General features: G+C 68.6%; 15 protein-coding genes and 1 tRNA gene. 15 read left to right on the top strand and 1 reads right to left on the bottom strand.

Going from position 1 to position 21,165, the window contains the following annotated elements; translation table 11 throughout:
- The first annotated feature begins 16 nt into the window (after nt 1-16).
- Nucleotides 17-1,945, top strand: a complete 1,929-nt coding sequence (locus ABD841_RS12010) for an ATP-binding protein (protein ID WP_344970625.1) — start codon at nt 17-19, stop codon at nt 1,943-1,945.
- The gene (locus ABD841_RS12005; RefSeq protein WP_344970623.1) at nt 1,942-3,987 is read left to right on the top strand and encodes an ATP-binding protein; all 2,046 of its coding nucleotides are present in this window, start codon (nt 1,942-1,944) and stop codon (nt 3,985-3,987) included. The genes ABD841_RS12010 and ABD841_RS12005 overlap by 4 nt, the downstream gene beginning before the upstream one ends.
- A 60-nt stretch (nt 3,988-4,047) precedes the next feature.
- Here ABD841_RS12005 and ABD841_RS12000 read toward each other — a convergent pair whose 3' ends face one another.
- The gene (locus ABD841_RS12000; protein WP_344970622.1) at nt 4,048-5,253 is read right to left on the bottom strand and encodes a pyridoxal phosphate-dependent aminotransferase; all 1,206 of its coding nucleotides are present in this window, start codon (nt 5,251-5,253) and stop codon (nt 4,048-4,050) included.
- Nucleotides 5,254-5,494: 241 nt separating this feature from the next.
- Between ABD841_RS12000 and ABD841_RS11995 the strand changes: the two genes are divergently transcribed.
- The 13 genes from ABD841_RS11995 to ABD841_RS11935 all read left to right on the top strand — a co-directional run bounded on the left by ABD841_RS11995 (nt 5,495) and on the right by ABD841_RS11935 (nt 21,117).
- Nucleotides 5,495-5,567, top strand: a tRNA-Trp gene (locus ABD841_RS11995).
- Between the two features lie 74 nt (nt 5,568-5,641).
- Nucleotides 5,642-5,884: a preprotein translocase subunit SecE gene (gene secE / locus ABD841_RS11990; protein WP_344970620.1), complete on the top strand. Its 243-nt coding sequence runs from the start codon at nt 5,642-5,644 to the stop codon at nt 5,882-5,884.
- Between the two features lie 70 nt (nt 5,885-5,954).
- A complete protein-coding gene (gene nusG / locus ABD841_RS11985) occupies nt 5,955-6,746 on the top strand; it encodes a transcription termination/antitermination protein NusG (protein ID WP_344970618.1) in 792 nt (263 codons plus the stop codon).
- A 145-nt stretch (nt 6,747-6,891) separates the two neighbouring features.
- Nucleotides 6,892-7,323 carry a 50S ribosomal protein L11 gene (gene rplK / locus ABD841_RS11980; RefSeq protein WP_344970616.1) on the top strand — a complete coding sequence of 144 codons (432 nt, stop codon included), beginning with the start codon at nt 6,892-6,894 and terminating at the stop codon, nt 7,321-7,323.
- 131 nt (nt 7,324-7,454) lie between these two features.
- Nucleotides 7,455-8,168 (top strand): 50S ribosomal protein L1, encoded by a 714-nt coding sequence (gene rplA, locus ABD841_RS11975; protein WP_344970614.1) that lies wholly within the window; start codon nt 7,455-7,457, stop codon nt 8,166-8,168.
- Between the two features lie 139 nt (nt 8,169-8,307).
- On the top strand, nt 8,308-9,150 hold the full coding sequence (locus ABD841_RS11970) for an SCO4651 family lipoprotein (protein ID WP_344970612.1): 843 nt from the start codon (nt 8,308-8,310) through the stop codon (nt 9,148-9,150).
- A 445-nt stretch (nt 9,151-9,595) separates the two neighbouring features.
- Complete coding sequence (rplJ, locus tag ABD841_RS11965) at nt 9,596-10,117, top strand: 50S ribosomal protein L10 (protein ID WP_344970610.1); 522 nt, start codon at nt 9,596-9,598, stop codon at nt 10,115-10,117.
- Nucleotides 10,118-10,196: 79 nt separating this feature from the next.
- Nucleotides 10,197-10,589 (top strand): 50S ribosomal protein L7/L12, encoded by a 393-nt coding sequence (gene rplL / locus ABD841_RS11960; RefSeq protein ID WP_184538215.1) that lies wholly within the window; start codon nt 10,197-10,199, stop codon nt 10,587-10,589.
- Nucleotides 10,590-11,068: 479 nt separating this feature from the next.
- Nucleotides 11,069-12,070, top strand: coding sequence for an ABC transporter ATP-binding protein (locus ABD841_RS11955; RefSeq protein WP_344970608.1), 1,002 nt, complete (start codon nt 11,069-11,071; stop codon nt 12,068-12,070).
- A 192-nt stretch (nt 12,071-12,262) separates the two neighbouring features.
- On the top strand, nt 12,263-12,772 hold the full coding sequence (locus ABD841_RS11950; protein ID WP_344970607.1) for a hypothetical protein: 510 nt from the start codon (nt 12,263-12,265) through the stop codon (nt 12,770-12,772).
- Nucleotides 12,769-13,293: a hypothetical protein gene (locus ABD841_RS11945; protein WP_344970605.1), complete on the top strand. Its 525-nt coding sequence runs from the start codon at nt 12,769-12,771 to the stop codon at nt 13,291-13,293. Before ABD841_RS11950 ends, ABD841_RS11945 begins: the two co-directional genes overlap by 4 nt.
- A 442-nt stretch (nt 13,294-13,735) precedes the next feature.
- On the top strand, nt 13,736-17,203 hold the full coding sequence (gene rpoB, locus ABD841_RS11940; protein WP_344970603.1) for a DNA-directed RNA polymerase subunit beta: 3,468 nt from the start codon (nt 13,736-13,738) through the stop codon (nt 17,201-17,203).
- Between the two features lie 26 nt (nt 17,204-17,229).
- The gene (locus tag ABD841_RS11935) at nt 17,230-21,117 is read left to right on the top strand and encodes a DNA-directed RNA polymerase subunit beta' (protein ID WP_344970602.1); all 3,888 of its coding nucleotides are present in this window, start codon (nt 17,230-17,232) and stop codon (nt 21,115-21,117) included.
- Nucleotides 21,118-21,165 lie beyond the last annotated feature (48 nt).

Genomic DNA, 21,165 nt, shown 5'->3' with positions numbered 1-21,165 from the left:
CGACGCTGGGGCTGCCATGAAAGCGGACGTCTTCGTCGGCAGGGAGACAGAGCTCGCCGACGTCTCAGCGCTGCTCGAAAGGGTCCGTCACGTCACGCTGACCGGCCCGGCCGGGGCCGGCAAGACCAGCATCGCCCTGCGCCTGGCCGCCGCGCTCGAACCGGCCTTCCCCGGCGGCGTCCACGTCGTCGAACTGGCCGACGCCCCCGCCGACGTCGGGGCACTGACCGAGATGCTCGCCCGCGCGATCGGTGCCCCCGAGCGGCCGGGCGTGGCCACGCTGCGATCCCTGATCGACGTGCTCGTCCCGCGCCGCAGCCTGATCGTCCTCGACACCTGCGACCGGGTCGTCGGCGCGGCGGGCATCCTGGTCGGCCTGCTGCTGCGCTCGGTCGAGGAACTGCGGGTGCTGACCACCAGCCGGCAGCGGCTGGGCCTGCCGGGCGAGCACCTCTACCCGATCGGCGGCCTGCCCGACGACGAGGCCGTCCGGCTGCTCATGACGCTCACCCACGACGAGCCCGGCGACGGCGACCCGGCCGAGCTGTGCCGGCGCCTCGACAACCTGCCCCTGGCGATCGGGCTCGCCGCGGGCGTCACCCCCGGGCGCGCGTCCGGCCCGCGACGGCACGGCTCCATGCGGGTGGCCCTCGGCTGGAGCCACGAGCTGTGCACGCCCGCCGAGCGCCTGCTCTGGGCGCGGGCGTCCGTCTTCTCCGGCACCTTCGACCTCGAAGCCGCCGAGGAGGTCTGCGCGGGCGGCGCGCTCACCTCCGGGCAGGTCCTCGACGGGCTGCTCGGCCTGCTCGACAGATCCATCCTGGCCCGCGAGGAAGGCGAGGGCGGGGTCCGCTACCGCCTGCTGAACACCGTCCGCGAGTTCGGCCTGGTCTGGCTCGACCGGCTCGGCGAGACCGACGAGGTCCGCCGCCGCCACCGCGACCACTTCCTCGCCCTGTCGGCCCGCGCCGAGATGAGCTGGCAGGGCCGCCAGCTGGAGTGGTACCGCAGGCTGGTCCTCGAATGCGGCAACATGCGCGGCGCCATCGAATACTGCTACTCCCGCCCCGAGGAATACCGCAAGGGCCTCGACCTCGTCGGCAACCTGTGGTTCCTATGGGCGTGCTGCGGCATGCAGGCCCCCGGCGACGACCTCCTCCAGCGCGGCCTGGACCTCGACCACACCGTCAGCCCCGAGCGGGTCAAGGCACTGTGGGTGCACGCCTGGGTCTCCATCCAGCGCGGCGACCTCGAACGCGCCGAGCGCATCCTGACCGAGTGCGCCGCCGAAGACTCCGACGGCTACGCCACGGCCTACGTCAGCCAGTTCCAGGCCCACCTGGCCGTCGTCAGGGGCGACGTGGGCGAGGCGCTGCGGCTCATCAAACACGCCCGCGTGCGCCACCGCTCCACCGGCAACGTCTTCCCCGGCTTCCTGCCCACCTACACCGTCGTCGCCACCGCCATGATGCTCGCCGGCCACCACAACCAGGCCGTCTCCGTCCTGCGTGAGGGGCGCGAGCTCTGCGAATCCTGCGGCGACTACTGGACCCTCATCCGCCTGGACCTGCTGCTGGCCCAGGCGGAACTCCTGCTCGGCAACACCGCCTCCGCCGTGGCGGCGGCCCGCGGCTCCCTACGCGGCGCGCGTCTGTTCGGCGACACCATCTCGCTGATGGAGGCGCTGGAGGTGTTCGTCGTCATCGCGGAGTCCTGCTCGGACGACGCCTTCGCCGCGACCCTCTTCGGGGCGTCGCAGGCGGCCTGGGAGAGCGCCGAGGTCCCGCCCAGCCGATCGCCCATCGTCACGAGCATGCTGCGCGTCATCGAACTGCGGTTACGCGGGCGCATGGGCAGGAGCACGTTCGAGAGGCTGACGGCGGAGGGAAGCTCGACCAGCCTGCGCACCGCCGTGGAACACGCACTCCAGGGAGCCTTTTCTTGACACAGTGCGGCAACCTGCCGGTCGAGATGAACACCTTCGTCGGCCGCACCGCCGAGCTCGACGAGATCGCGAAGCTGCTCACCCGGACGCGCCTGCTCACCCTGCACGGCGCCGGAGGCGTCGGCAAGACGAGGCTGGCCCTGAAGGCTGCGCAGAGCATCCGGGACGACTACCCCGACGGCGTCTGGGTGGCCGAACTGTCATCGGAGATGAACGGCGACCTGCTGGCCGGCGCCGTCGCCGGGCTCCTCGGCCTCCCCGTGCAGGCCGAGCGCCCGGTCATGGAGTCGCTCACCGCCTTCCTCGCCGACCGGCGGCTGCTCCTCGTCCTCGACACCTGCGAGCACCTGGTCGGCCCCTGCGCGGAACTGGCGGTCGCCATCCTGACCGGCGCACCCGACGTGCACATCATCGTCACCAGCCGCCAGGAGCTCGGCCTGCCACTGGAGATCGTCAAGGTTGTCGAACCGTTCCCGGTCCCACCGCCCGAGGCCGCCGACCTCGCCGAGTACGACGCGATAAGCCTGTTCCTCGACCGGGCGAGAGCCGTCGCCCCCGGAGTCCGCACCGACGAGCGGGCCATGATGGCCATCGCCCGGCTCTGCCGCAGGCTCGACGGCGTGCCGCTCGCCATCGAGCTGGCGGCCAGCCACATGCGCGGCCTGTCGGCGACCCAGCTCGCCGACCAGCTCGACGACCGTTTCAAGCTCCTGGCCGACGGCGACGGCCTGCCCGTCCGCCACCACACGCTGCGCACCACCGCCGGCTGGAGCCACGAGCTGTGCACACCCGCCGAGCGCCTGCTCTGGGCACGCCTGTCGGTCTTCCCCGGCGCCTTCGACGCGGAGTCGGCCCGCGGAGTCTGCGAGGACGAGCGCCTGCCCGACGTGCCGGACGTGCTCGCCTCCCTCGTCGCCAAATCCGTCGTCGCCCGGGTCGGCGACCAGTACCGCCTCCTCGACACCATCAGGGAGTACGGGCGCGACTGGCTCGGCGAACTGGGCGAGGGCGAGCTGATGGTCCGCCGTCACCGTGACCACTACCTGTCCACCGCCCTGCGGATGGGCACCGAGTGGTACGGCCCGCGCCAGCTCGAATGGGCCTGCTGGGCCCACCGGGAACTGCCCAACATCCGCACGGCGCTCGACCGCTGCCTCGCCGCGGGCGACCACCGCGCCGCCCTGGAACTGAGCGGGGCGCTGTGGGTGCTCTGGTGCTACCTGGGCCTCGTCCGCGAGGGCCGCTACTACGTCGACCGCGCCCTGGCCACCGTCGGCGCCCCCGACCCCGCCAGGTCCAGGCCCCTGTGGGTGGCCGCGCACCTCGCGCTCATCCAGGGCGACATGACGCTGGCGCGCAGCCGGGCCGAGGAGAGCGTCGAGAGCGCCCAGCACTACGGCGACGCCGACGCCGAAGCCAACGCCTACATCCGCCTCGCCGGCCACCGCCTGCTCACCGCGGACCCCGACGCGGCGCGATCCTACGCCCTCCGCGCGGCCGCCAGGTTCCGCGAGGCCGGCCCCCCGGACTCCCCGGCGCCGCTCTCCGTCCCCCTCGTCCTCGCCATGGCCGCCGCGTTCGGGGGTGACCTCGACGAGGCCGTGGAGATCCTGCGGGAGACGCGCCTGCGCTGCGAGGCCCGCGGAGAGCTCTCCCATCGCGCCCTGGGTGACTACATCCTCTCCCTGGCCCTCTTCGGCCGGGGGGAGGTCGCGGAGGCCTCAGCGGCGGCCAGGGAGGCGCTGGAGGTCAAATGGCGGCTGCGCGACATGGTCGGCAGCGCCCTGGCCATCGACCAGCTCGCGCGGATCGCCGCCTCCGCGGGCGACGGGTACCGCGCGGCCTGGCTCCTGGGCGCCGCCCAGCGCATCTGGATCGCCTTCGGGCTGCCCGGCCCCGGCGCCCTCACGAGCACCGAGCCCCGTCAGATCGCCGCGGTCCGCGCCACGGAGCTGATCGGCGAGGCCGCCTACACCCGGGCCTACGAGGAGGGCGCCGCCTCCCACATCGAGGCCGCCGTGGCCTACGCCCTGGGAGACTGAGCGCGCGGGCACACGAGGGCGGGCCCGGCCGTGGGGGCCGGACCCGCCCTCGCGACACGCCTAGCGGATCTCGCCGAGGAACTTGGCGAGACGGCTCACGCCCTCGACGAGGTCCTCGTCGCCGAGCGCGTAGGACAGGCGGAAGTAACCCGGGGTGCCGAAAGCCTCACCCGGGACGACCGCGACCTCGGCCTCCTCAAGGATGATCTCGGCGAGCTCCCCCGAGGTCTGCGGACGCCGGCCCCCGACCTCCTTGCCCAGCAGCTCCTTGACCGACGGGTAGGCGTAGAAGGCGCCCAGCGGCTCGGGGCAGACCACGCCCGGGATCTCGTTGAGCATCCGGACCATGGTCTGGCGGCGGCGGTCGAACGCCGCGCGCATCTCGGCCACGGCGGACAGGTCGCCGCTGACGGCGGCCAGGGCGGCCGCCTGGGCCACGTTGGAGACGTTGGAGGTGGCGTGCGACTGCAGGTTGGTCGCGGCCTTGACGACGTCCTTGGGGCCGATCAGCCAGCCCACCCGCCAGCCGGTCATCGCGTAGGTCTTGGCGACACCGTTCAGGACCACGACCTTGTCGCCCAGCTCGGGGACCGCGGTGGCGATGCTCGCGAACGTCGCGCCACCGTACGTGAGGTGCTCGTAGATCTCGTCCGTGACGACCCACAGCTCGTGCTCGGCGGCCCAGCGGCCGATCGCCTCGACCTGCTCGGGGCTGTAGACCGCTCCGGTCGGGTTGGACGGCGAGACGAACAGCAGGACCTTCGTACGCTCGGTGCGCGCCGCCTCCAGCTGCTCCACGCTCGCCAGGTAGCCGGTGGTCTCGTCGGTCACCACGTCGACCTGCACGCCACCGGCGAGCTTGATCGCCTCAGGGTAGGTCGTCCAGTACGGCGCGACGACCAGCACCTCGTCACCCGGGTCGAGCAGCGTGGCGAACGCCTCGTAGACGGCCTGCTTGCCGCCGTTGGTCACCAGCACCTGGGACGCGTCGACCCGGTAGCCGGAGTCGCGGAGCGTCTTGTCGGCGATGGCCTGCTTCAGCTCGGGGAGACCGCCGGCCGGCGTGTACTTGTGGAACCTGGGGTTCCGGCACGCCTCGACGGCGGCCTCGACGATGTAGCCGGGGGTCGGGAAGTCCGGCTCGCCCGCGCCGAAGCCGATGACCGGGCGGCCCGCCGCCTTCATCGCCTTGGCCTTGGCGTCCACGGCGAGCGTGGCGGACTCGGAGATCGCGGAGATGCGCGCTGAGATGCGAGGACGGGTCATGCCTCCATGGTTACAGACCCGTGCCGCGGACTCCGCCTCGCACCCGCCGTCGGCCGGTCCCCGGCGGACCGTACCGGAATCCGGAAAACCCGCTGAGCTGGGTGATCACTATCCAGTTCGACGCGGCGGCCATTCCCACGTAGACTCCGGCATTGTCTTCCCGACGACGCGTGAACCGGCGGGCAAGACCGTGAGCCGCAACCAAACATCGGCCCAACCGATGTATGGTGGTTCATGTCCTAGGGCAGTAGCGCAATTGGTAGCGCACCGGTCTCCAAAACCGGCGGTTGGGGGTTCGAGTCCCTCCTGCCCTGCGAGGAGCGGTCCGCGCATCAGGCGTCCAGCGCGCCGCTGGATGCGTTGGATTCGACAGATTCAGGTGAGGACTGTGGCGATCGACACGCGCGGCGAAACCGCAGACAAGCCGAGCGGCGAGAAGAAGCGTACTTCTCCCGCGCTCTTTTACCGGCAGGTTGTCGCCGAACTGCGTAAGGTCATCTGGCCCAAGCGCAAGGAACTCGTCTCCTACACCATCATCGTCCTGGTCTTCGTGCTGATCCTGGTCGGAATCGTGTCGGCTCTGGACGCGTTGTTCACCGAGGGTGTGCTGAGAATCTTCGGCGGAGCCTGAGCCGGCGTCCGGCAGGCGGGTCGCTCCGCGACACCTCCATCAGCCATCGACGGAAAGAGAAAGAGCCACCGTGTCCGAGTCTTCACAGTCGGCCGGCGAGTCCCGCGAAGAGCGCGAGGACGAGCTGGAGAAGGCCGTCGGCGTCACCGAGGATTCGTCTGACGAGTCCGAGGAGTACGACGTCGAGGCCGAGACCGACGACACCGACGTCGAAACCGAGGCCGCTCCGGCCCCGGCCGGCGCCGTCGACGAGGACGGTGACGTCCTTCCCGACGTCGACCCGGTCGAGGAGTTCAAGCGGGAGCTGCGCGGTCTGTACGGCGAGTGGTACGTCATCCACTCCTACGCCGGTTACGAGAACCGCGTGAAGTCCAACATCGAGACCCGCACGCAGTCCCTCAACATGGAGGACTACATCTTCCAGGTCGAGGTGCCCGTCCACCACGTGACCGAGATCAAGAGCGGCAAGCGCCAGCTGGTCAAGGAGCGTGTGCTGCCCGGCTACGTGCTGGTCCGGATGGAGCTCACCGACGAGTCCTGGTCCGCGGTCCGCAACACGCCCGGTGTGACCGGTTTCGTCGGCCTGTCCAACAAGCCGAGCCCGCTGAGCATCGACGAGGTCGCCAAGCTGCTCGCGCCCGAGCCCACCGAAGAGGTCAAGAAGACGACGGCCAAGACCTCCACGGCGACGGTCGACTTCGAGGTCGGCGAGTCCGTCACGGTCATGGACGGCCCGTTCGCCACGCTGCCTGCCACGGTCAGCGAGATCAGCGCCGAGTCGCAGAAGCTCAAGGTGCTCGTGTCGATCTTCGGTCGCGAGACCCCGGTCGAGCTCTCGTTCAACCAGGTCTCGAAGATCTGAGCCGGTCGCGTAGACTTCGTTAGTCTGCCCCGCGGTCGCGGGGATGGTTCCAAAGTTGCCGCGCTGGTCAAGGTACGGCTGCGGCGGGCCCCGCCTGCGCGGGGATTTGGAACGTCGTTGAGAAGAGAAGGACCCGGAGAGAACCATGCCTCCCAAGAAGAAAATCGCCGCGCTGGTCAAGGTCCAACTGCCCGCCGGCAAGGCCACGCCCGCCCCGCCGGTCGGTACCGCCCTCGGTCCGCACGGCGTCAACATCATGGACTTCGTCAAGCAGTACAACGCTGCGACCGAGTCCCAGGCCGGCAACATCATCCCCGTTGAGATCACCATCTTCGAGGACCGCAGCTTCACCTTCGTCACGAAGACGCCCCCGGCGCCTGAGCTGATCAAGAAGGCTGCCGGCGTGGCCAAGGGCTCGCCCGTCCCGCAGAAGGACAAGGTCGGCAAGCTCACCAAGGAGCAGCTGCGCCAGATCGCCGAGACCAAGATGCAGGACCTCAACGCCAACGACCTGCAGGCGGCCGAGAAGATCATCGCCGGCACCGCCCGGTCGATGGGCATCACGATCGTCGACTAGCCGGTTCCCCGCACGACCGGCCGGGCGCCGGGTGCGACGACGATCGCGTCCACGCCGCCGGCCACCAAACGTCGAAGTGGGAGGGCCCGCGCAGGCCCCTACCACGGACACTCGTATCCAGGAGTGAGCAAGTGAAGCGCAGCAAGGCATTCCGCGCCGCATCGGCGCAGGTCGACCGCGAGACCCTGTACAGCCCGGCCCAGGCGGCCAAGCTGGCCAAGGAGACCAACGTCGCCAAGTTCGACGCCACCGTCGAGGTCGCCCTGCGGCTGGGTGTCGACCCCCGCAAGGCGGACCAGATGGTCCGTGGCACCGTCAACCTCCCGCACGGCACCGGTAAGACCGCCCGGGTCCTGGTCTTCGCGACCGGTGACCGCGCCGAGGAGGCCCGCGCCGCGGGTGCCGACATCGTCGGTGCCGACGAACTGATCGACGAGGTCGCCAAGGGCCGCCTCGACTTCGACGCCGTCGTCGCCACGCCGGACCTCATGGGCAAGGTCGGTCGTCTGGGCCGCGTGCTCGGCCCCCGCGGCCTGATGCCGAACCCCAAGACCGGCACCGTGACCCCGGCCGTCGGCAAGGCCGTCACCGACATCAAGGGCGGCAAGATCGAGTTCCGTGTCGACCGGCACGCGAACCTGCACTTCATCATCGGCAAGGTGTCCTTCAGTGAGCGTCAGCTCATCGAGAACTACGCCGCCGCCCTCGACGAGGTGCTCCGTCTCAAGCCGTCCGCGGCCAAGGGGCGCTACCTCAAGAAGGTCGTCTTCTCCACGTCCATGGGCCCCGGCATCCAGGTCGACCCCAACGTGACGCGGGCGATGACCGCCGAGCTCGAGGTCTGATAACAGACGTCTTCCGCGGAAGGCCTCAACCGAATGGCCATTCGGTTGAGGCCTTCTTCGTTCTCCGGGAGGACGCGCCGGATCTTGCCGCGGCGTAGTGTCGTAGGCAAGTCCTCGGGGGAAGAAAGGGTGAAGACGAATGCGCCGATTGGCTCCCGCACTCGCCGTGGGAGCGGCCGCGCTGGTCGCGGTCGCGGGGTGCGGTGCGCAGGGCACCGCGTCCCTTGGAAACGTCAAGCTGGCCGCCGCGGAGGCGGTGCAGCAGAGCGCGCAGAAGGCCGAAGCGGTGACCTCCTACTCCGCGGACCTCGTCCTCGACGCCACGGGTGGGCAGAAGGGCACGAGCAAGGTCCAGGGCAGCGTGCTGTACCAGAGCCAGCCTCAGCTGGCGACCGACATCCGGCTGGACACGATCACCTTCGGCGGCCAGAACGTGCCGGGCGGCGCGCGGGCCATCCTGTCGGGTGAGACGGTCTACGTGAAGTCGGAGCTCCTCAACCGGTTCACGGGCACGGAGAAGCCGTGGGTCAAGGTGTCGCTCAGCGAGCTGGACGCCTCCGGGCAGGCCGAGGTCAGGAAGTTCATGGACCAGGCCCGGCAGTTCGACCTGGCGGGCACCGTCAAGCTGCTGACCGCGTCGAAGGACGTCAAGGCCGTCGGCACCGAGACGGTCGGCGGTGTCGAGACCACGCACTACAGCGGCACCTTCCCGGTCGCCGAGGCCGCCCAGCTCGTCGACCCGGCCGAGCGTGAGAAGCTCCAGGGGCATTTCTCGCAGGCGAAGGACGTGAAGTTCGACCTGTGGGCCGACGCCCAGAGTCTGCCCCGCAAGGTGACGCTCAGCGGCGCCGAGCAGGGGACGACGTTCAACCTGACGGCGTTCTTCAAGGGCTTCAACGAGCCCGTGGAGATCACCGTCCCGCCCGCGGACCAGGTGGGCGAGCTGCCCGACCACCCCGCCGGGAACCACGGCGGGAACTGACGCCCGGTCCGCCGGTCTCCGTCGCGGGGGCCGATGTTCCCGAGGCTCTCGCGCCCCCGGCCGACCGGCCGGGGGCGCGTGTTCTCCCGGGCGCCTTTCCGCGGTGATTCTCCGGGTGTCCGGGCGCCCTTCCGGGTGTCCGGGCGCGCTTTTCCGAATGCGCCCCGGCCTCGGGGCGCGCTCCTCTCCGGGGCCGGCCGCGCTTTTCCCGGTTCGATTTGGCTTCCACCCGGCCAGGGCGTAAGCTGTCAACGCCAAAGACCGCCGGTCGTCGTCATGCCTCATGGCCTGGCGACCCAAGGATCCACGTCAGTGGACGGCCCGCGTAGGTGTGATGTGAGTTTTCATTTGGATTGATCTCCTTATGTGAGCCCCGTGCGCCTGCGCTCGGGGCTTGTTCGTTTTCACGGGCCTTTACGCCGGCGGCACATCTGGAAGGAGGCCCATGGCGAAGGCAGAAAAGGCAACGGCTGTAGCCGAGCTCAAGAGCAGCTTCGAAGGCTCGAGCGCCGCCGTTCTGACCGAGTACCGCGGTCTCACCGTCGCCCAGCTCAAGCAGCTGCGCGTCTCTCTCGGTGAGAATGCGAAGTTCGCCGTGGTGAAGAACACGCTGACCAAGATCGCGGCCTCTGAGGCCGGATTCAGCCAGCTCAACGACCTGCTCGCCGGTCCGTCTGCGATCGCGTTCGTCAGCGGTGACGTGGTCGAGGCTGCCAAGAGTCTGCGTGACTTCGCCAAGGCCAATCCCCTCCTGGTCATCAAGGGCGGTGTCGTCGACGGCAAGTCGATGACCCCGGACGAGATCACCAAGCTTGCCGACCTTGAGTCCCGCGAGGTCCTCCTCGCGAAGCTGGCCGGTGCTCTGAAGGCGAAGCAGGGCCACGCGGCCGCCGTCTTCAACGCGCTGCCCACCAACATGGCTCAGCTGGCCGAGGCCCTGCGCGCCAAGCGCGAGGGCGGCGAGTAGGTCCGCGCAGGCGGTCCAGGGGATTAACGCAAACCGCGGTCCCATTTCGTAGTAGTTGCAGTTAAACGGAGGAACCATCATGGCGAAGCTCAGCACCGACGAGCTGCTCGACGCTTTCAAGGAGATGACTCTCCTTGAGCTCTCCGAGTTCGTGAAGCTCTTCGAGGAGACCTTCGACGTCAAGGCCGCCGCCCCGGTGGCCGTGGCCGCCGCCCCCGCCGCCGGCGGTGGCGCCGCCGCCGAGGAGGTCGAGGAGCAGGACGAGTTCGACGTCATCCTCGAGGCCGCCGGTGACAAGAAGATCCAGGTCATCAAGGAGATCCGCGCCCTGACGAGCCTGGGCCTGAAGGAGGCCAAGGACCTGGTCGACGGCGCTCCGAAGCCGGTCTTCGACGGCAAGGTCAACAAGGAGCAGGCGGAGAAGGCCAAGGCCGCCCTTGAGGGTGCCGGCGCGACGGTCACCGTCAAGTAATTCGTCTCACCAGGAAGAGCGGGTCCACCCAGTGCCGGTGGCCCGCTCTTCTTGCATTTCCATGGTGCGTTTCCGTCCTCTTCCTGCGTCTCCCCGCCGCGTTTCCGTCGTACGTCTTCGCGTTTCCGCGTTTCCGCGTCTCTGTCTTTTCGCGTTCAGGCGTGCGTCTTCGCGTCTGCGCGTCTGCGCGTCTGCGCGTCTCCGCGTTCAGGCGTGCGTTCCCGCGTCGGATCTCCGCAGGTCCGCGGCCGGGGTCGGGTGTCTCCGGCCGGGCGTGCGCGCCACCTGTTGGACGATATGTCTTATAACCGTGGCGTAACGATCGCCGGAAGCCCTTGGACCCTCGTGCGATCCGGGTGATCGTGGCTACGGTTGTTCCATCCGCGGGCCGTGCCGGTTCCCGCCGGCGGGGCTTTCGGTCGGCGAAGTCTCCGTCAAGCCGCGGGACGAGCGGTCCCCGGTGTCCTGGAGGGCGGCACGTGGGCGTCGAAGTCGTGGTCGAGGGTCTGACGAAGTCGTTCGGCAGGCAGGTCATCTGGGAAGACGTCACGCTGACGCTGCCGGCCGGCGAGATCTCGGTGCTGCTCGGGCCGTCGGGCACGGGCAAGTCCGTCTTCCTGAAGACCCTGGTCGGCCTTCTGCGGCCCGACCGCGGGCACATCTGGATCGACGGTCACGACCTCGCCAACTGCAGCGAGAACAAGCTCTACGAGCTCAGGAGGTTCTTCGGCGTCCTGTTCCAGGACGGGGCCCTGTTCGGTTCGCTCAGCCTCTACGACAACGTGGCCTTCCCGCTGCGCGAGCACACCAAGAAGAGCGAGACCGAGATCCGCCGGATCGTGATGGAGAAGATGGATCTCGTCGGCCTGGTCGGCGCCGAGGGCAAGCTGCCGGGGGAGATCTCCGGCGGCATGCGCAAGCGGGCGGGCCTGGCCAGGGCGCTGGTACTCGATCCGGAGATCATCCTCGTCGACGAGCCCGACTCCGGCCTCGACCCGGTCCGCACGGCTTACCTGAACCAGCTCTTCGTGGATCTCAACACGGAGATCGAGGCGACGTTCCTCATCGTCACCCACGACATCAACACCGCGCGTACGGTGCCCGACGACATCGGGCTGCTGTTCCGGCGCGAGCTGGTGATGTTCGGGCCGCGGGAGATGCTGCTCTCCAGCGACGAGCCGGTGGTCCGGCAGTTCCTCAACGCGCGCAGGCACGGCCCGATCGGCATGTCGGAGGAGAAGGACGTCTCCGAGCTGGAGGCCGAGGCCCAGATGGGGCACGACCCCGGTGGCCTGCCCCCGATCCCGCCGCAGCTCATGCCGAGTGCCAACCGCCTGCGCCGGACGCAGCGCCCGCCGGGCTCCTGGCTGGCCGCCAACGGGGTGATCCCCCCGCCCAACTCGTTCGTCGACGAGCGGGGCCGCAACTGGCTGGAGGAGTATCCCCGGCTCGTCGCCGCCCATGTCAACGGGGTGCGGTGACCGCGCTCGGGTGGCGGGCGTCCGTCAGCGCCCGGGGCGGGTGCGAAACGGTGCGGGAACAGGTGCGCGAAGCCTCTCATATGGATCCATCCGGCGGGTTATGATCCGGCGATCGGGAGCCTTCCGGCCGGATGGCCGGGGCGGCCCGCTCACCGGCCCGGGTTACGGAGATCGTGCGACGGGAGGGAAGGCATGGCATTGCACGCCGCTCGGCCCCGTCGCCCGCTGAGGGCCCTGGGGTCGGTGCTGGGCGTGCTGATCGTGGTGCTGACCGCCACCGCCTTCTGGGTCGGCGCCCAGTTGCGCGACGCCCAGGCCGAGGCCGACGACCGGCGGGCGGCGTTGCGGGCCGCCGGGGCGCACGCCGTGCACCTGCTCTCGATCGGCCACAGGAGCATCGACGCGGACCTCGAACGCATCCTCGGCTCCTCCACGGGGGCCGCCAGGGCCGAGTACACCAGGACGGCCGCCGATCTGCGGAAGAACACGGTCAAGGACAAGATCGTCCAGACGGGTGCCCTGCGTGCCTGCGCCCTGGTCTCGATGAAGGACGACACGGCCCGGGTGATGGTGGTGGCCGACGCGGTCATCCGGTGGGACGGCACCGACAGGGCGCCGCAGGAGCGCTTCCACCGGTGGAACATGGAAGTGACCAAAGTCTCAAAGACCTGGCTCGTGTCGAAGGCGGAGCTGGTGCTGTGAGGCGCGTCTCCCAGGTGCTGATCGGGGTTCTGGCGGTCGTGACGCTCGCGCTCACGGCCGTGGTCTGGGTCATGGTCGCGGACCTGACCCGGCTGCGCGCGGACGAGACGGCGGGGCAGGAGGCGCTCGCCGCTGCCCGTGCGCTCGCCTCCGACATGCTGTCGTATGACTATCGTACGATCGAACAGGATTTCGCAAGGGCGGGCGGATACACCACCGGTGATCTCACCCGGCACTATCGCGAGCTCGCCGCGACCATCATCCCGCAGGCGCGGCGGGAGCGGACGGTGCAGCAGGCGACGGTGGCCGGGGCCGGGGTGGAGTCGGCCGTGTCGGGCGACCCCGGGCGGGTCGAGGTGCTGCTGTTCATGACCATGAACACCGTGAAGGTCCCGCCCGGCGAGAAGGAGCCCCGGCGGCAGGTCAGCCAGAACCGGGCCCGGTTCGTCATGGTCAAGAAAGATTCTCGGTGGCTGGTCGCCGAGCTGTCCACGCTGCTCGGAAACCCTCCGCCGCCGTAGTCGGCGTGGCGCTTTATTCAATTGTTAGCAAAGCCTTGGTTTAGGACTGGTTCGGGCCTGGGTAGATCGCCCATGGCAGTCTCGATCGTCAGTCGAACATCGGCTAGCGTTCGAACCGTCGTGTGACTGAGCGTCAGCCGCACCAGGTCGGAAGATCGGCTTGGTTGCTGGGTGTGCGCAGGTCACCCGGTGGGAAAACTCCCAGCGTCTCAGCTGCTTCTCGGCCGAAATGTCGAGCCACGGGCTTGACGTTTCGGCTCTGACGGGCGATGCTGCGACCAACGTGGAGCTTGCAGCGAGACTTGAGTGGACAGGTGTATGCCGTTCGGCTACACTGCCCCTTTGCGCTGCCCTTTGACGACCCGCTTCTTTTGGTGCTCTGTTGCATGGTCGTCTGGCGTGCGTGTAGTCAGTCCGCCGCGAGCCCTCGGAAGGACATCTGTTGGCAGCCTCGCGCAACGCCTTCGCCGTACCCGCCGGTCCCCGTCGTGTGTCTTTCGCACGGATCCAGGAGCCGCTCGAAGTTCCTGACCTTCTCGCTCTCCAGACCGAGTCCTTCGACTGGTTGCTCGGTAACGAGAAGTGGAAAGGGCGGGTCGAGGCGGCTCGCCAAGCCGGGCGCAAGGACGTTCCGGCCCAGTCGGGCCTCGAAGAGATCTTCGAGGAGATCAGTCCCATCGAGGACTTCTCCGGGACCATGTCCCTGTCGTTCCGTGATCACCGGTTCGAGCCGCCGAAGTACTCTGTCGATGAGTGCAAAGACAAGGACATGACCTACTCCGCCCCGATGTTCGTCACGGCGGAGTTCATCAATAACACCACTGGTGAGATCAAGAGCCAGACCGTGTTCATGGGCGACTTCCCGCTCATGACCGGCAAGGGCACGTTCATCATCAACGGCACCGAGCGTGTCGTCGTCTCCCAGCTGGTGCGGTCCCCTGGCGTCTACTTCGACCGCAGCGTCGACAAGACCTCTGACAAGGACCTCTACGGATGCAAGGTGATCCCCTCCCGGGGCGCCTGGCTCGAGTTCGAGATCGACAAGCGTGACAGCGTCGGCGTCCGCATCGACCGCAAGCGCAAGCAGGCCGTGACGGTGCTGTTGAAGGCGCTCGGGTGGACCAACGACCAGATCCTTGAGCGGTTCGGGCAGTACGAGTCGATGCGCGCGACCCTGGAGAAGGACCACACGGCCGGCCAGGACGACGCCCTGCTCGACATCTACCGCAAGCTGCGCCCGGGCGAGCCGCCGACCAAGGAGTCGGCGCAGACGCTGTTGGAGAACCTGTACTTCAACCCCAAGCGTTACGACCTCGCCAAGGTCGGCCGGTACAAGATCAACAAGAAGCTCGGGGTCGACGCCGACATCACCCAGGGCACGCTCACCGAGGACGACATCGTCGCCACGATCGAGTACATCGTCCGGCTGCACGCCGGTGAGGTCTCGATGCCGGGCGCCAACGGTGAGGTCGTCGTCGAGACCGACGACATCGACCACTTCGGCAACCGTCGTCTGCGCACCGTGGGCGAGCTCATCCAGAACCAGGTCCGCCTGGGCCTGGCCCGTATGGAGCGCGTCGTCCGCGAGCGGATGACCACCCAGGACGTCGAGGCAATCACGCCGCAGACCCTGATCAACATCCGCCCGGTCGTGGCGTCGATCAAGGAGTTCTTCGGCACCTCGCAGCTGTCGCAGTTCATGGACCAGACCAACCCGCTGGCCGGCCTGACGCACAAGCGGCGTCTGTCCGCGCTGGGTCCCGGTGGTCTGTCCCGTGAGCGGGCCGGCTTCGAGGTCCGTGACGTCCACCCGTCGCACTACGGCCGCATGTGCCCGATCGAGACGCCGGAAGGGCCGAACATCGGTCTGATCGGCTCGCTGGCCTCCTTCGGCCGGGTCAACTCCTTCGGCTTCGTCGAGACGCCCTACCGCAAGGTCGTCGACGGCCGGGTGACGGACGAGGTCGAGTACCTCACCGCCGACGAGGAGGACCGGTACGTCATCGCCCAGGCGAACACGCCGGTCGGCCCCGACGGAACGTTCCTGGAGTCGCGCGTGCTCGTCCGCCGTAAGGGCGGGGAGTTCGAGTCGGTGCGCGCCACCGAGGTCGACTACATGGACGTCTCGGCCCGCCAGATGGTGTCCGTGGCGACCGCGATGATCCCGTTCCTGGAGCACGACGACGCCAACCGCGCGCTCATGGGCTCCAACATGCAGCGCCAGTCGGTGCCGCTGCTCAAGAGCGAGGCGCCGCTGGTCGGCACCGGCATGGAGTACCGTGCCGCGACCGACGCCGGCGACGTCATCACCGCGGAGAAGGCCGGCGTGGTCGAGGAGGTCTCCGCCGACTACGTCACGGTGATGAACGACGACGGCACGCGGACGACGTACCGCGTGGCGAAGTTCAAGCGCTCCAACCAGGGCACCTGCTTCAACCAGAAGCCGATCGTCGCCGAGGGCGACCGGATCGAGGTCAACCAGGTCATCGCCGACGGTCCGTGCACCGACAACGGCGAGATGGCCCTGGGCAAGAACCTGCTCGTGGCGTTCATGCCGTGGGAGGGCCACAACTACGAGGACGCGATCATCCTCTCCCAGCGCCTGGTCCAGGACGACGTCCTGTCCTCGATCCACATCGAGGAGCACGAGGTCGACGCCCGCGACACCAAGCTGGGCCCCGAGGAGATCACCCGGGACATCCCGAACGTCTCCGAGGAGGTCCTGGCCGACCTCGACGAGCGCGGCATCATCCGCATCGGCGCCGAGGTCGTGCCCGGTGACATCCTGGTCGGCAAGGTCACGCCCAAGGGCGAGACCGAGCTGACCCCGGAGGAGCGCCTGCTGCGCGCGATCTTCGGTGAGAAGGCCCGCGAGGTCCGCGACACCTCCCTGAAGGTGCCGCACGGCGAGCAGGGCAAGGTCATCGGGGTGCGCGTGTTCTCCCGTGAGGAGGGCGACGAGCTGCCCCCGGGCGTCAACGAGCTGGTCCGCGTCTACGTGGCCCAGAAGCGTAAGATCACCGACGGTGACAAGCTGGCCGGCCGGCACGGCAACAAGGGTGTCATCTCCAAGATCCTGCCGGTCGAGGACATGCCGTTCCTGGAGGACGGCACCCCGGTCGACATCATCCTCAACCCGCTGGGCGTGCCCGGCCGGATGAACGTCGGCCAGGTCCTGGAGACCCACCTGGGGTGGATCGCCGCCCGAGGCTGGGACATCTCCGGCATCGAGGAGGCGTGGGCCGAGCGGCTGCGCGACAAGGGCTTCGCCCAGGTCGAGCCGCGCACCAACATGGCCACCCCGGTGTTCGACGGTGCCAACGAGGAGGAGATCGTCGGCCTGCTCAACAACACCCTGGTCAACAGGGACGGCGGGCGGATGGTCGCCGAGAACGGCAAGGCGCGGCTCTTCGACGGCCGCTCCGGCGAGCCGTTCCCGCACCCGATCTCGGTCGGCTACATCTACATCCTGAAGCTGCTCCACCTGGTCGACGACAAGATCCACGCTCGGTCGACCGGCCCGTACTCCATGATCACCCAGCAGCCGCTCGGCGGTAAGGCCCAGTTCGGTGGCCAGCGCTTCGGTGAGATGGAGGTGTGGGCGCTGGAGGCGTACGGCGCCGCCTACGCCCTCCAGGAGCTGCTGACCATCAAGTCCGACGACGTCCTCGGCCGTGTGAAGGTCTACGAGGCCATCGTCAAGGGCGAGAACATCCCCGAGCCGGGCATTCCGGAGTCGTTCAAGGTGCTCATCAAGGAAATGCAGTCGCTGTGCCTGAACGTCGAGGTGCTCTCCAGCGACGGTATGTCCATCGAGATGCGCGACACCGACGAAGACGTCTTCCGCGCCGCGGAAGAACTCGGCATCGACCTGTCCCGGCGCGAGCCGAGCAGTGTCGAAGAGGTCTGATCTAGAAGCTGAGGAGGGGATTACAAGTGCTCGACGTCAACTTCTTCGACGAGCTTCGGATCGGCCTCGCGACCGCCGACGACATCCGCCAGTGGTCGCACGGTGAGGTGAAGAAGCCCGAGACCATCAACTACCGGACCCTGAAGCCCGAGAAGGACGGACTCTTCTGCGAGAAGATCTTCGGTCCGACCCGGGACTGGGAGTGCTACTGCGGCAAGTACAAGCGCGTCCGCTTCAAGGGCATCATCTGTGAGCGCTGTGGCGTCGAGGTCACCCGCGCCAAGGTGCGCCGTGAGCGGATGGGCCACATCGAGCTGGCCGCGCCCGTCACGCACATCTGGTACTTCAAGGGTGTCCCGTCCCGCCTGGGATACCTGCTCGACCTGGCCCCGAAGGACCTGGAGAAGGTCATCTACTTCGCGGCCTACATGATCACGCATGTCGACAAGGAGATGCGTGAGCGTGACCTGCCGTCGCTGGAGGCGAAGATCTCCGTCGAGCGGCAGCACATCGAGCAGCGTCGTGACGCCGACATCGAGGCCCGCCAGCGCAAGCTGGAGACCGACCTGGCCGAGCTGGAGGCCGCCGGAGCCAAGGGCGACCAGCGCCGCAAGGTCCGCGAGGGCGCCGAGCGCGAGATGCGCCAGCTCCGCGACCGGGCCCAGCGCGAGCTGGACCGGCTGGAGGAGGTCTGGAGCCGCTTCAAGAACCTCAAGGTCCAGGACCTGGAGGGCGACGAGCTGCTCTACCGCGAGATGCGCGACCGCTTCGGCCGCTACTTCCGCGGCGGCATGGGCGCCCAGGCCATCCAGGAGCGGCTGACCAACTTCGACCTCGGTGTGGAGGCGGAGAACCTGCGCGAGACGATCCGCAGCGGCAAGGGCCAGAAGAAGGCTCGTGCCCTCAAGCGGCTCAAGGTCGTCTCGGCGTTCCTGAACACCCGCAACTCGCCCAACGGCATGGTCCTCGACTGCATCCCGGTCATCCCGCCGGACCTGCGCCCGATGGTGCAGCTCGACGGTGGCCGGTTCGCGACCTCGGACCTGAACGACCTGTACCGCCGTGTGATCAACCGGAACAACCGCCTCAAGCGCCTTCTCGACCTCGGTGCCCCCGAGATCATCGTGAACAACGAGAAGCGGATGCTCCAGGAGGCCGTCGACGCGCTGTTCGACAACGGCCGCCGCGGCCGTCCGGTCACCGGCCCCGGCAACCGTCCCCTGAAGTCCCTCAGCGACATGCTGAAGGGCAAGCAGGGCCGGTTCCGCCAGAACCTGCTGGGCAAGCGTGTCGACTACTCCGGCCGTTCGGTCATCGTCGTCGGCCCGCAGCTGAAGCTGCACCAGTGCGGCCTGCCCAAGCAGATGGCGCTGGAGCTGTTCAAGCCGTTCGTGATGAAGCGCCTGGTCGACCTGAACCACGCGCAGAACATCAAGTCGGCCAAGCGGATGGTCGAGCGTGCGCGCCCGGTCGTGTGGGACGTCCTCGAAGAGGTCATCACCGAGCACCCCGTGCTGCTCAACCGCGCGCCGACGCTGCACCGCCTGGGCATCCAGGCCTTCGAGCCGCAGCTGGTCGAGGGCAAGGCCATCCAGATCCACCCGCTCGTCTGCACCGCGTTCAACGCGGACTTCGACGGTGACCAGATGGCCGTGCACCTGCCGCTCTCGGCCGAGGCGCAGGCCGAGGCCCGCATCCTGATGCTGTCGACGAACAACATCCTGAAGCCGGCCGACGGCAAGCCGGTGACCATGCCCACCCAGGACATGATCATCGGTCTGTACTCGCTGACCACGATCAAGGACGACGGCGAGGACGCCCTCGGCGCCGGCCGGGTCTTCGGCTCGGTGGCCGAGGCGCTCATGGCCTTCGACCGCCGCGAGCTGGACATCCAGGCCAAGATCCAGATCCGGATGAAGGGTGACACCCCGCCGCCTCGCGGCTGGGCGGCCCCCGAGGGCTGGGAGCCGGGCGAGCCCTACCGCCTGGAGACGACGCTGGGCCGGTGCCTGTTCAACCAGACCCTGCCGCAGAACTACCCGTACGTGAACATGCAGGTCGGCAAGAAGCAGCTGTCGACCATCGTCAACGAGCTCGCCGAGAAGTACCCCAAGGTCGAGGTCGCGGCGGCGCTCGACGCCCTCAAGGACGCCGGTTTCTACTGGGCCACCAGGGCCGGTGTGACGATCTCCATCGAGGACGTCATCGCGCCGCCGAACAAGGGCGAGATCATGGAGACGTACGAGCGCAGGGCCGACAAGGTCCAGCGTGAGTACGAGCGCGGTCTGATCACGGACGAGGAGCGCCGTCAGGAGCTCATCGAGATCTGGACGCACGCGACCAGCGACGTCACGGACGACATGCAGAAGGCGTTCCCGAAGACCAACCCGGTCTGGATGATGGTCCAGTCGGGCGCCCGAGGAAACCTGATGCAGGTCCGGCAGATCTCCGGCATCCGCGGTCTGGTGTCCAACACCAAGGGTGAGACGATCCCGCGTCCGATCAAGGCCTCGTTCCGCGAGGGCCTGTCGGTGCTGGAGTACTTCATCTCCACCCACGGCCAGCGGAAGGGTCTGGCGGACACCGCGCTGCGGACCGCCGACTCGGGTTACCTGACCCGTCGTCTGGTGGACGTCGCGCAGGACGTCATCGTCCGCGAGATCGACTGCGGTACCGACCGCGCGGTCCCGCTGCACGTCGGCGAGCGCGACGCGGCGGGCAACCTGGTCAAGGCGGAGAACGCCGAGAGCAACGTGCACGGCCGCATCCTCGCCGAGGACGTGGAGGTGGACGGGAAGATCATCGCGAGCGCGGGTGTCGACATCAACGACGCCCACGTCACCGCGCTGGTCGAGGCCGGAGTGGAGACCATCAGGACCCGCAGCGCTCTCGTCTGCGAGGCCAAGATCGGTGTCTGCGCCACCTGCTACGGCCGTTCGCTCGCGACCGGCAAGCTGGTGGACGTCGGCGAGGCGGTCGGCATCATCGCCGCCCAGTCGATCGGTGAGCCCGGTACCCAGCTGACGATGCGGACCTTCCACACCGGTGGTGTGGCGGGCGCCGACATCACCCACGGTCTGCCCCGTGTCCAGGAGCTCTTCGAGGCGCGCGTCCCCAAGGGCGTCGCCCCGATCAGCGAGGCGGAGGGCCGGGTCCGAATCGACGAGACCGACAAGACCCGGAAGGTCGTCATCGTTCCGGACGACGGTTCCGACGAGATCGCCTACCCGGTGTCCATGCGGTCCCGGCTGCTGGTCTCGGAGGGTCAGCGGGTCAAGGTCGGCCAGCAGTTGATCGCCGGTGCGGTCAACCCCAACGAGGTGCTGCGCATCCTCGGCCCCCGGGCCGTGCAGCTGCACCTGGTGGCCGAGGTCCAGCAGGTCTACCGCTCGCAGGGTGTGTCGATCCACGACAAGCACATCGAGATCATCGTCCGGCAGATGCTCAAGCGCGTGAACGTGCTGGAGTCCGGCGACTCCGACATGCTTCCCGGTGAGCTCGTCGAGCGGCCGCGCTTCGAGCGGGTCAACCGCGAGGTCGTGGCCGAGGGCGGCACCCCGGCCTCCGGCCGTCCGGTGCTGATGGGCATCACCAAGGCCTCGCTCGCCACCGAGTCCTGGCTGTCGGCGGCCTCCTTCCAGGAGACCACCCGGGTGCTCACCGACGCGGCGATCCACGCCAAGTCGGACTCGCTGCTGGGCCTCAAGGAGAACGTCATCATCGGTAAGCTCATCCCGGCCGGTACCGGCATGCCGCAGTACCGCAACATCCGGGTCGAGCCCACCGAGGAGGCCAAGGCCGCGATGTACACGGTCGGTGGCTACGACGGCTCCGCGGCGGACTACACCTTCGGCTCGGGCTCCGGCGAGGCCGTCCCGCTGGAGGAGTACGACTTCGGGCAGTACAACCGGTAGTCGACGCGACCGGTAGGCGTTCCGACGAAGCGCCCGGAGACCTCGGTC

This window comes from Streptosporangium fragile, assembly GCF_039534445.1.
Taxonomy (GTDB): domain Bacteria; phylum Actinomycetota; class Actinomycetes; order Streptosporangiales; family Streptosporangiaceae; genus Streptosporangium; species Streptosporangium fragile.
Note: the sequence above shows the minus strand (reverse complement) of the source record. Positions and strands in the feature narration are given on the sequence as shown.

What these genes read in the sequence shown, in the direction of transcription:
- ABD841_RS12010 (WP_344970625.1), top strand. Translation starts at nt 17, where the DNA reads ATGAAAGCGGACGTCTTCGTCGGCAGGGAGACAGAGCTCGCCGACGTC.
- ABD841_RS12000 (WP_344970622.1), bottom strand. Translation starts at nt 5,253, where the DNA reads ATGACCCGTCCTCGCATCTCAGCGCGCATCTCCGCGATCTCCGAGTCC.
- rplK (WP_344970616.1), top strand. Translation starts at nt 6,892, where the DNA reads ATGCCTCCCAAGAAGAAAATCGCCGCGCTGGTCAAGGTCCAACTGCCC.
- ABD841_RS11970 (WP_344970612.1), top strand. Translation starts at nt 8,308, where the DNA reads ATGCGCCGATTGGCTCCCGCACTCGCCGTGGGAGCGGCCGCGCTGGTC.
- rplJ (WP_344970610.1), top strand. Translation starts at nt 9,596, where the DNA reads ATGGCGAAGGCAGAAAAGGCAACGGCTGTAGCCGAGCTCAAGAGCAGC.
- rplL (WP_184538215.1), top strand. Translation starts at nt 10,197, where the DNA reads ATGGCGAAGCTCAGCACCGACGAGCTGCTCGACGCTTTCAAGGAGATG.
- ABD841_RS11950 (WP_344970607.1), top strand. Translation starts at nt 12,263, where the DNA reads ATGGCATTGCACGCCGCTCGGCCCCGTCGCCCGCTGAGGGCCCTGGGG.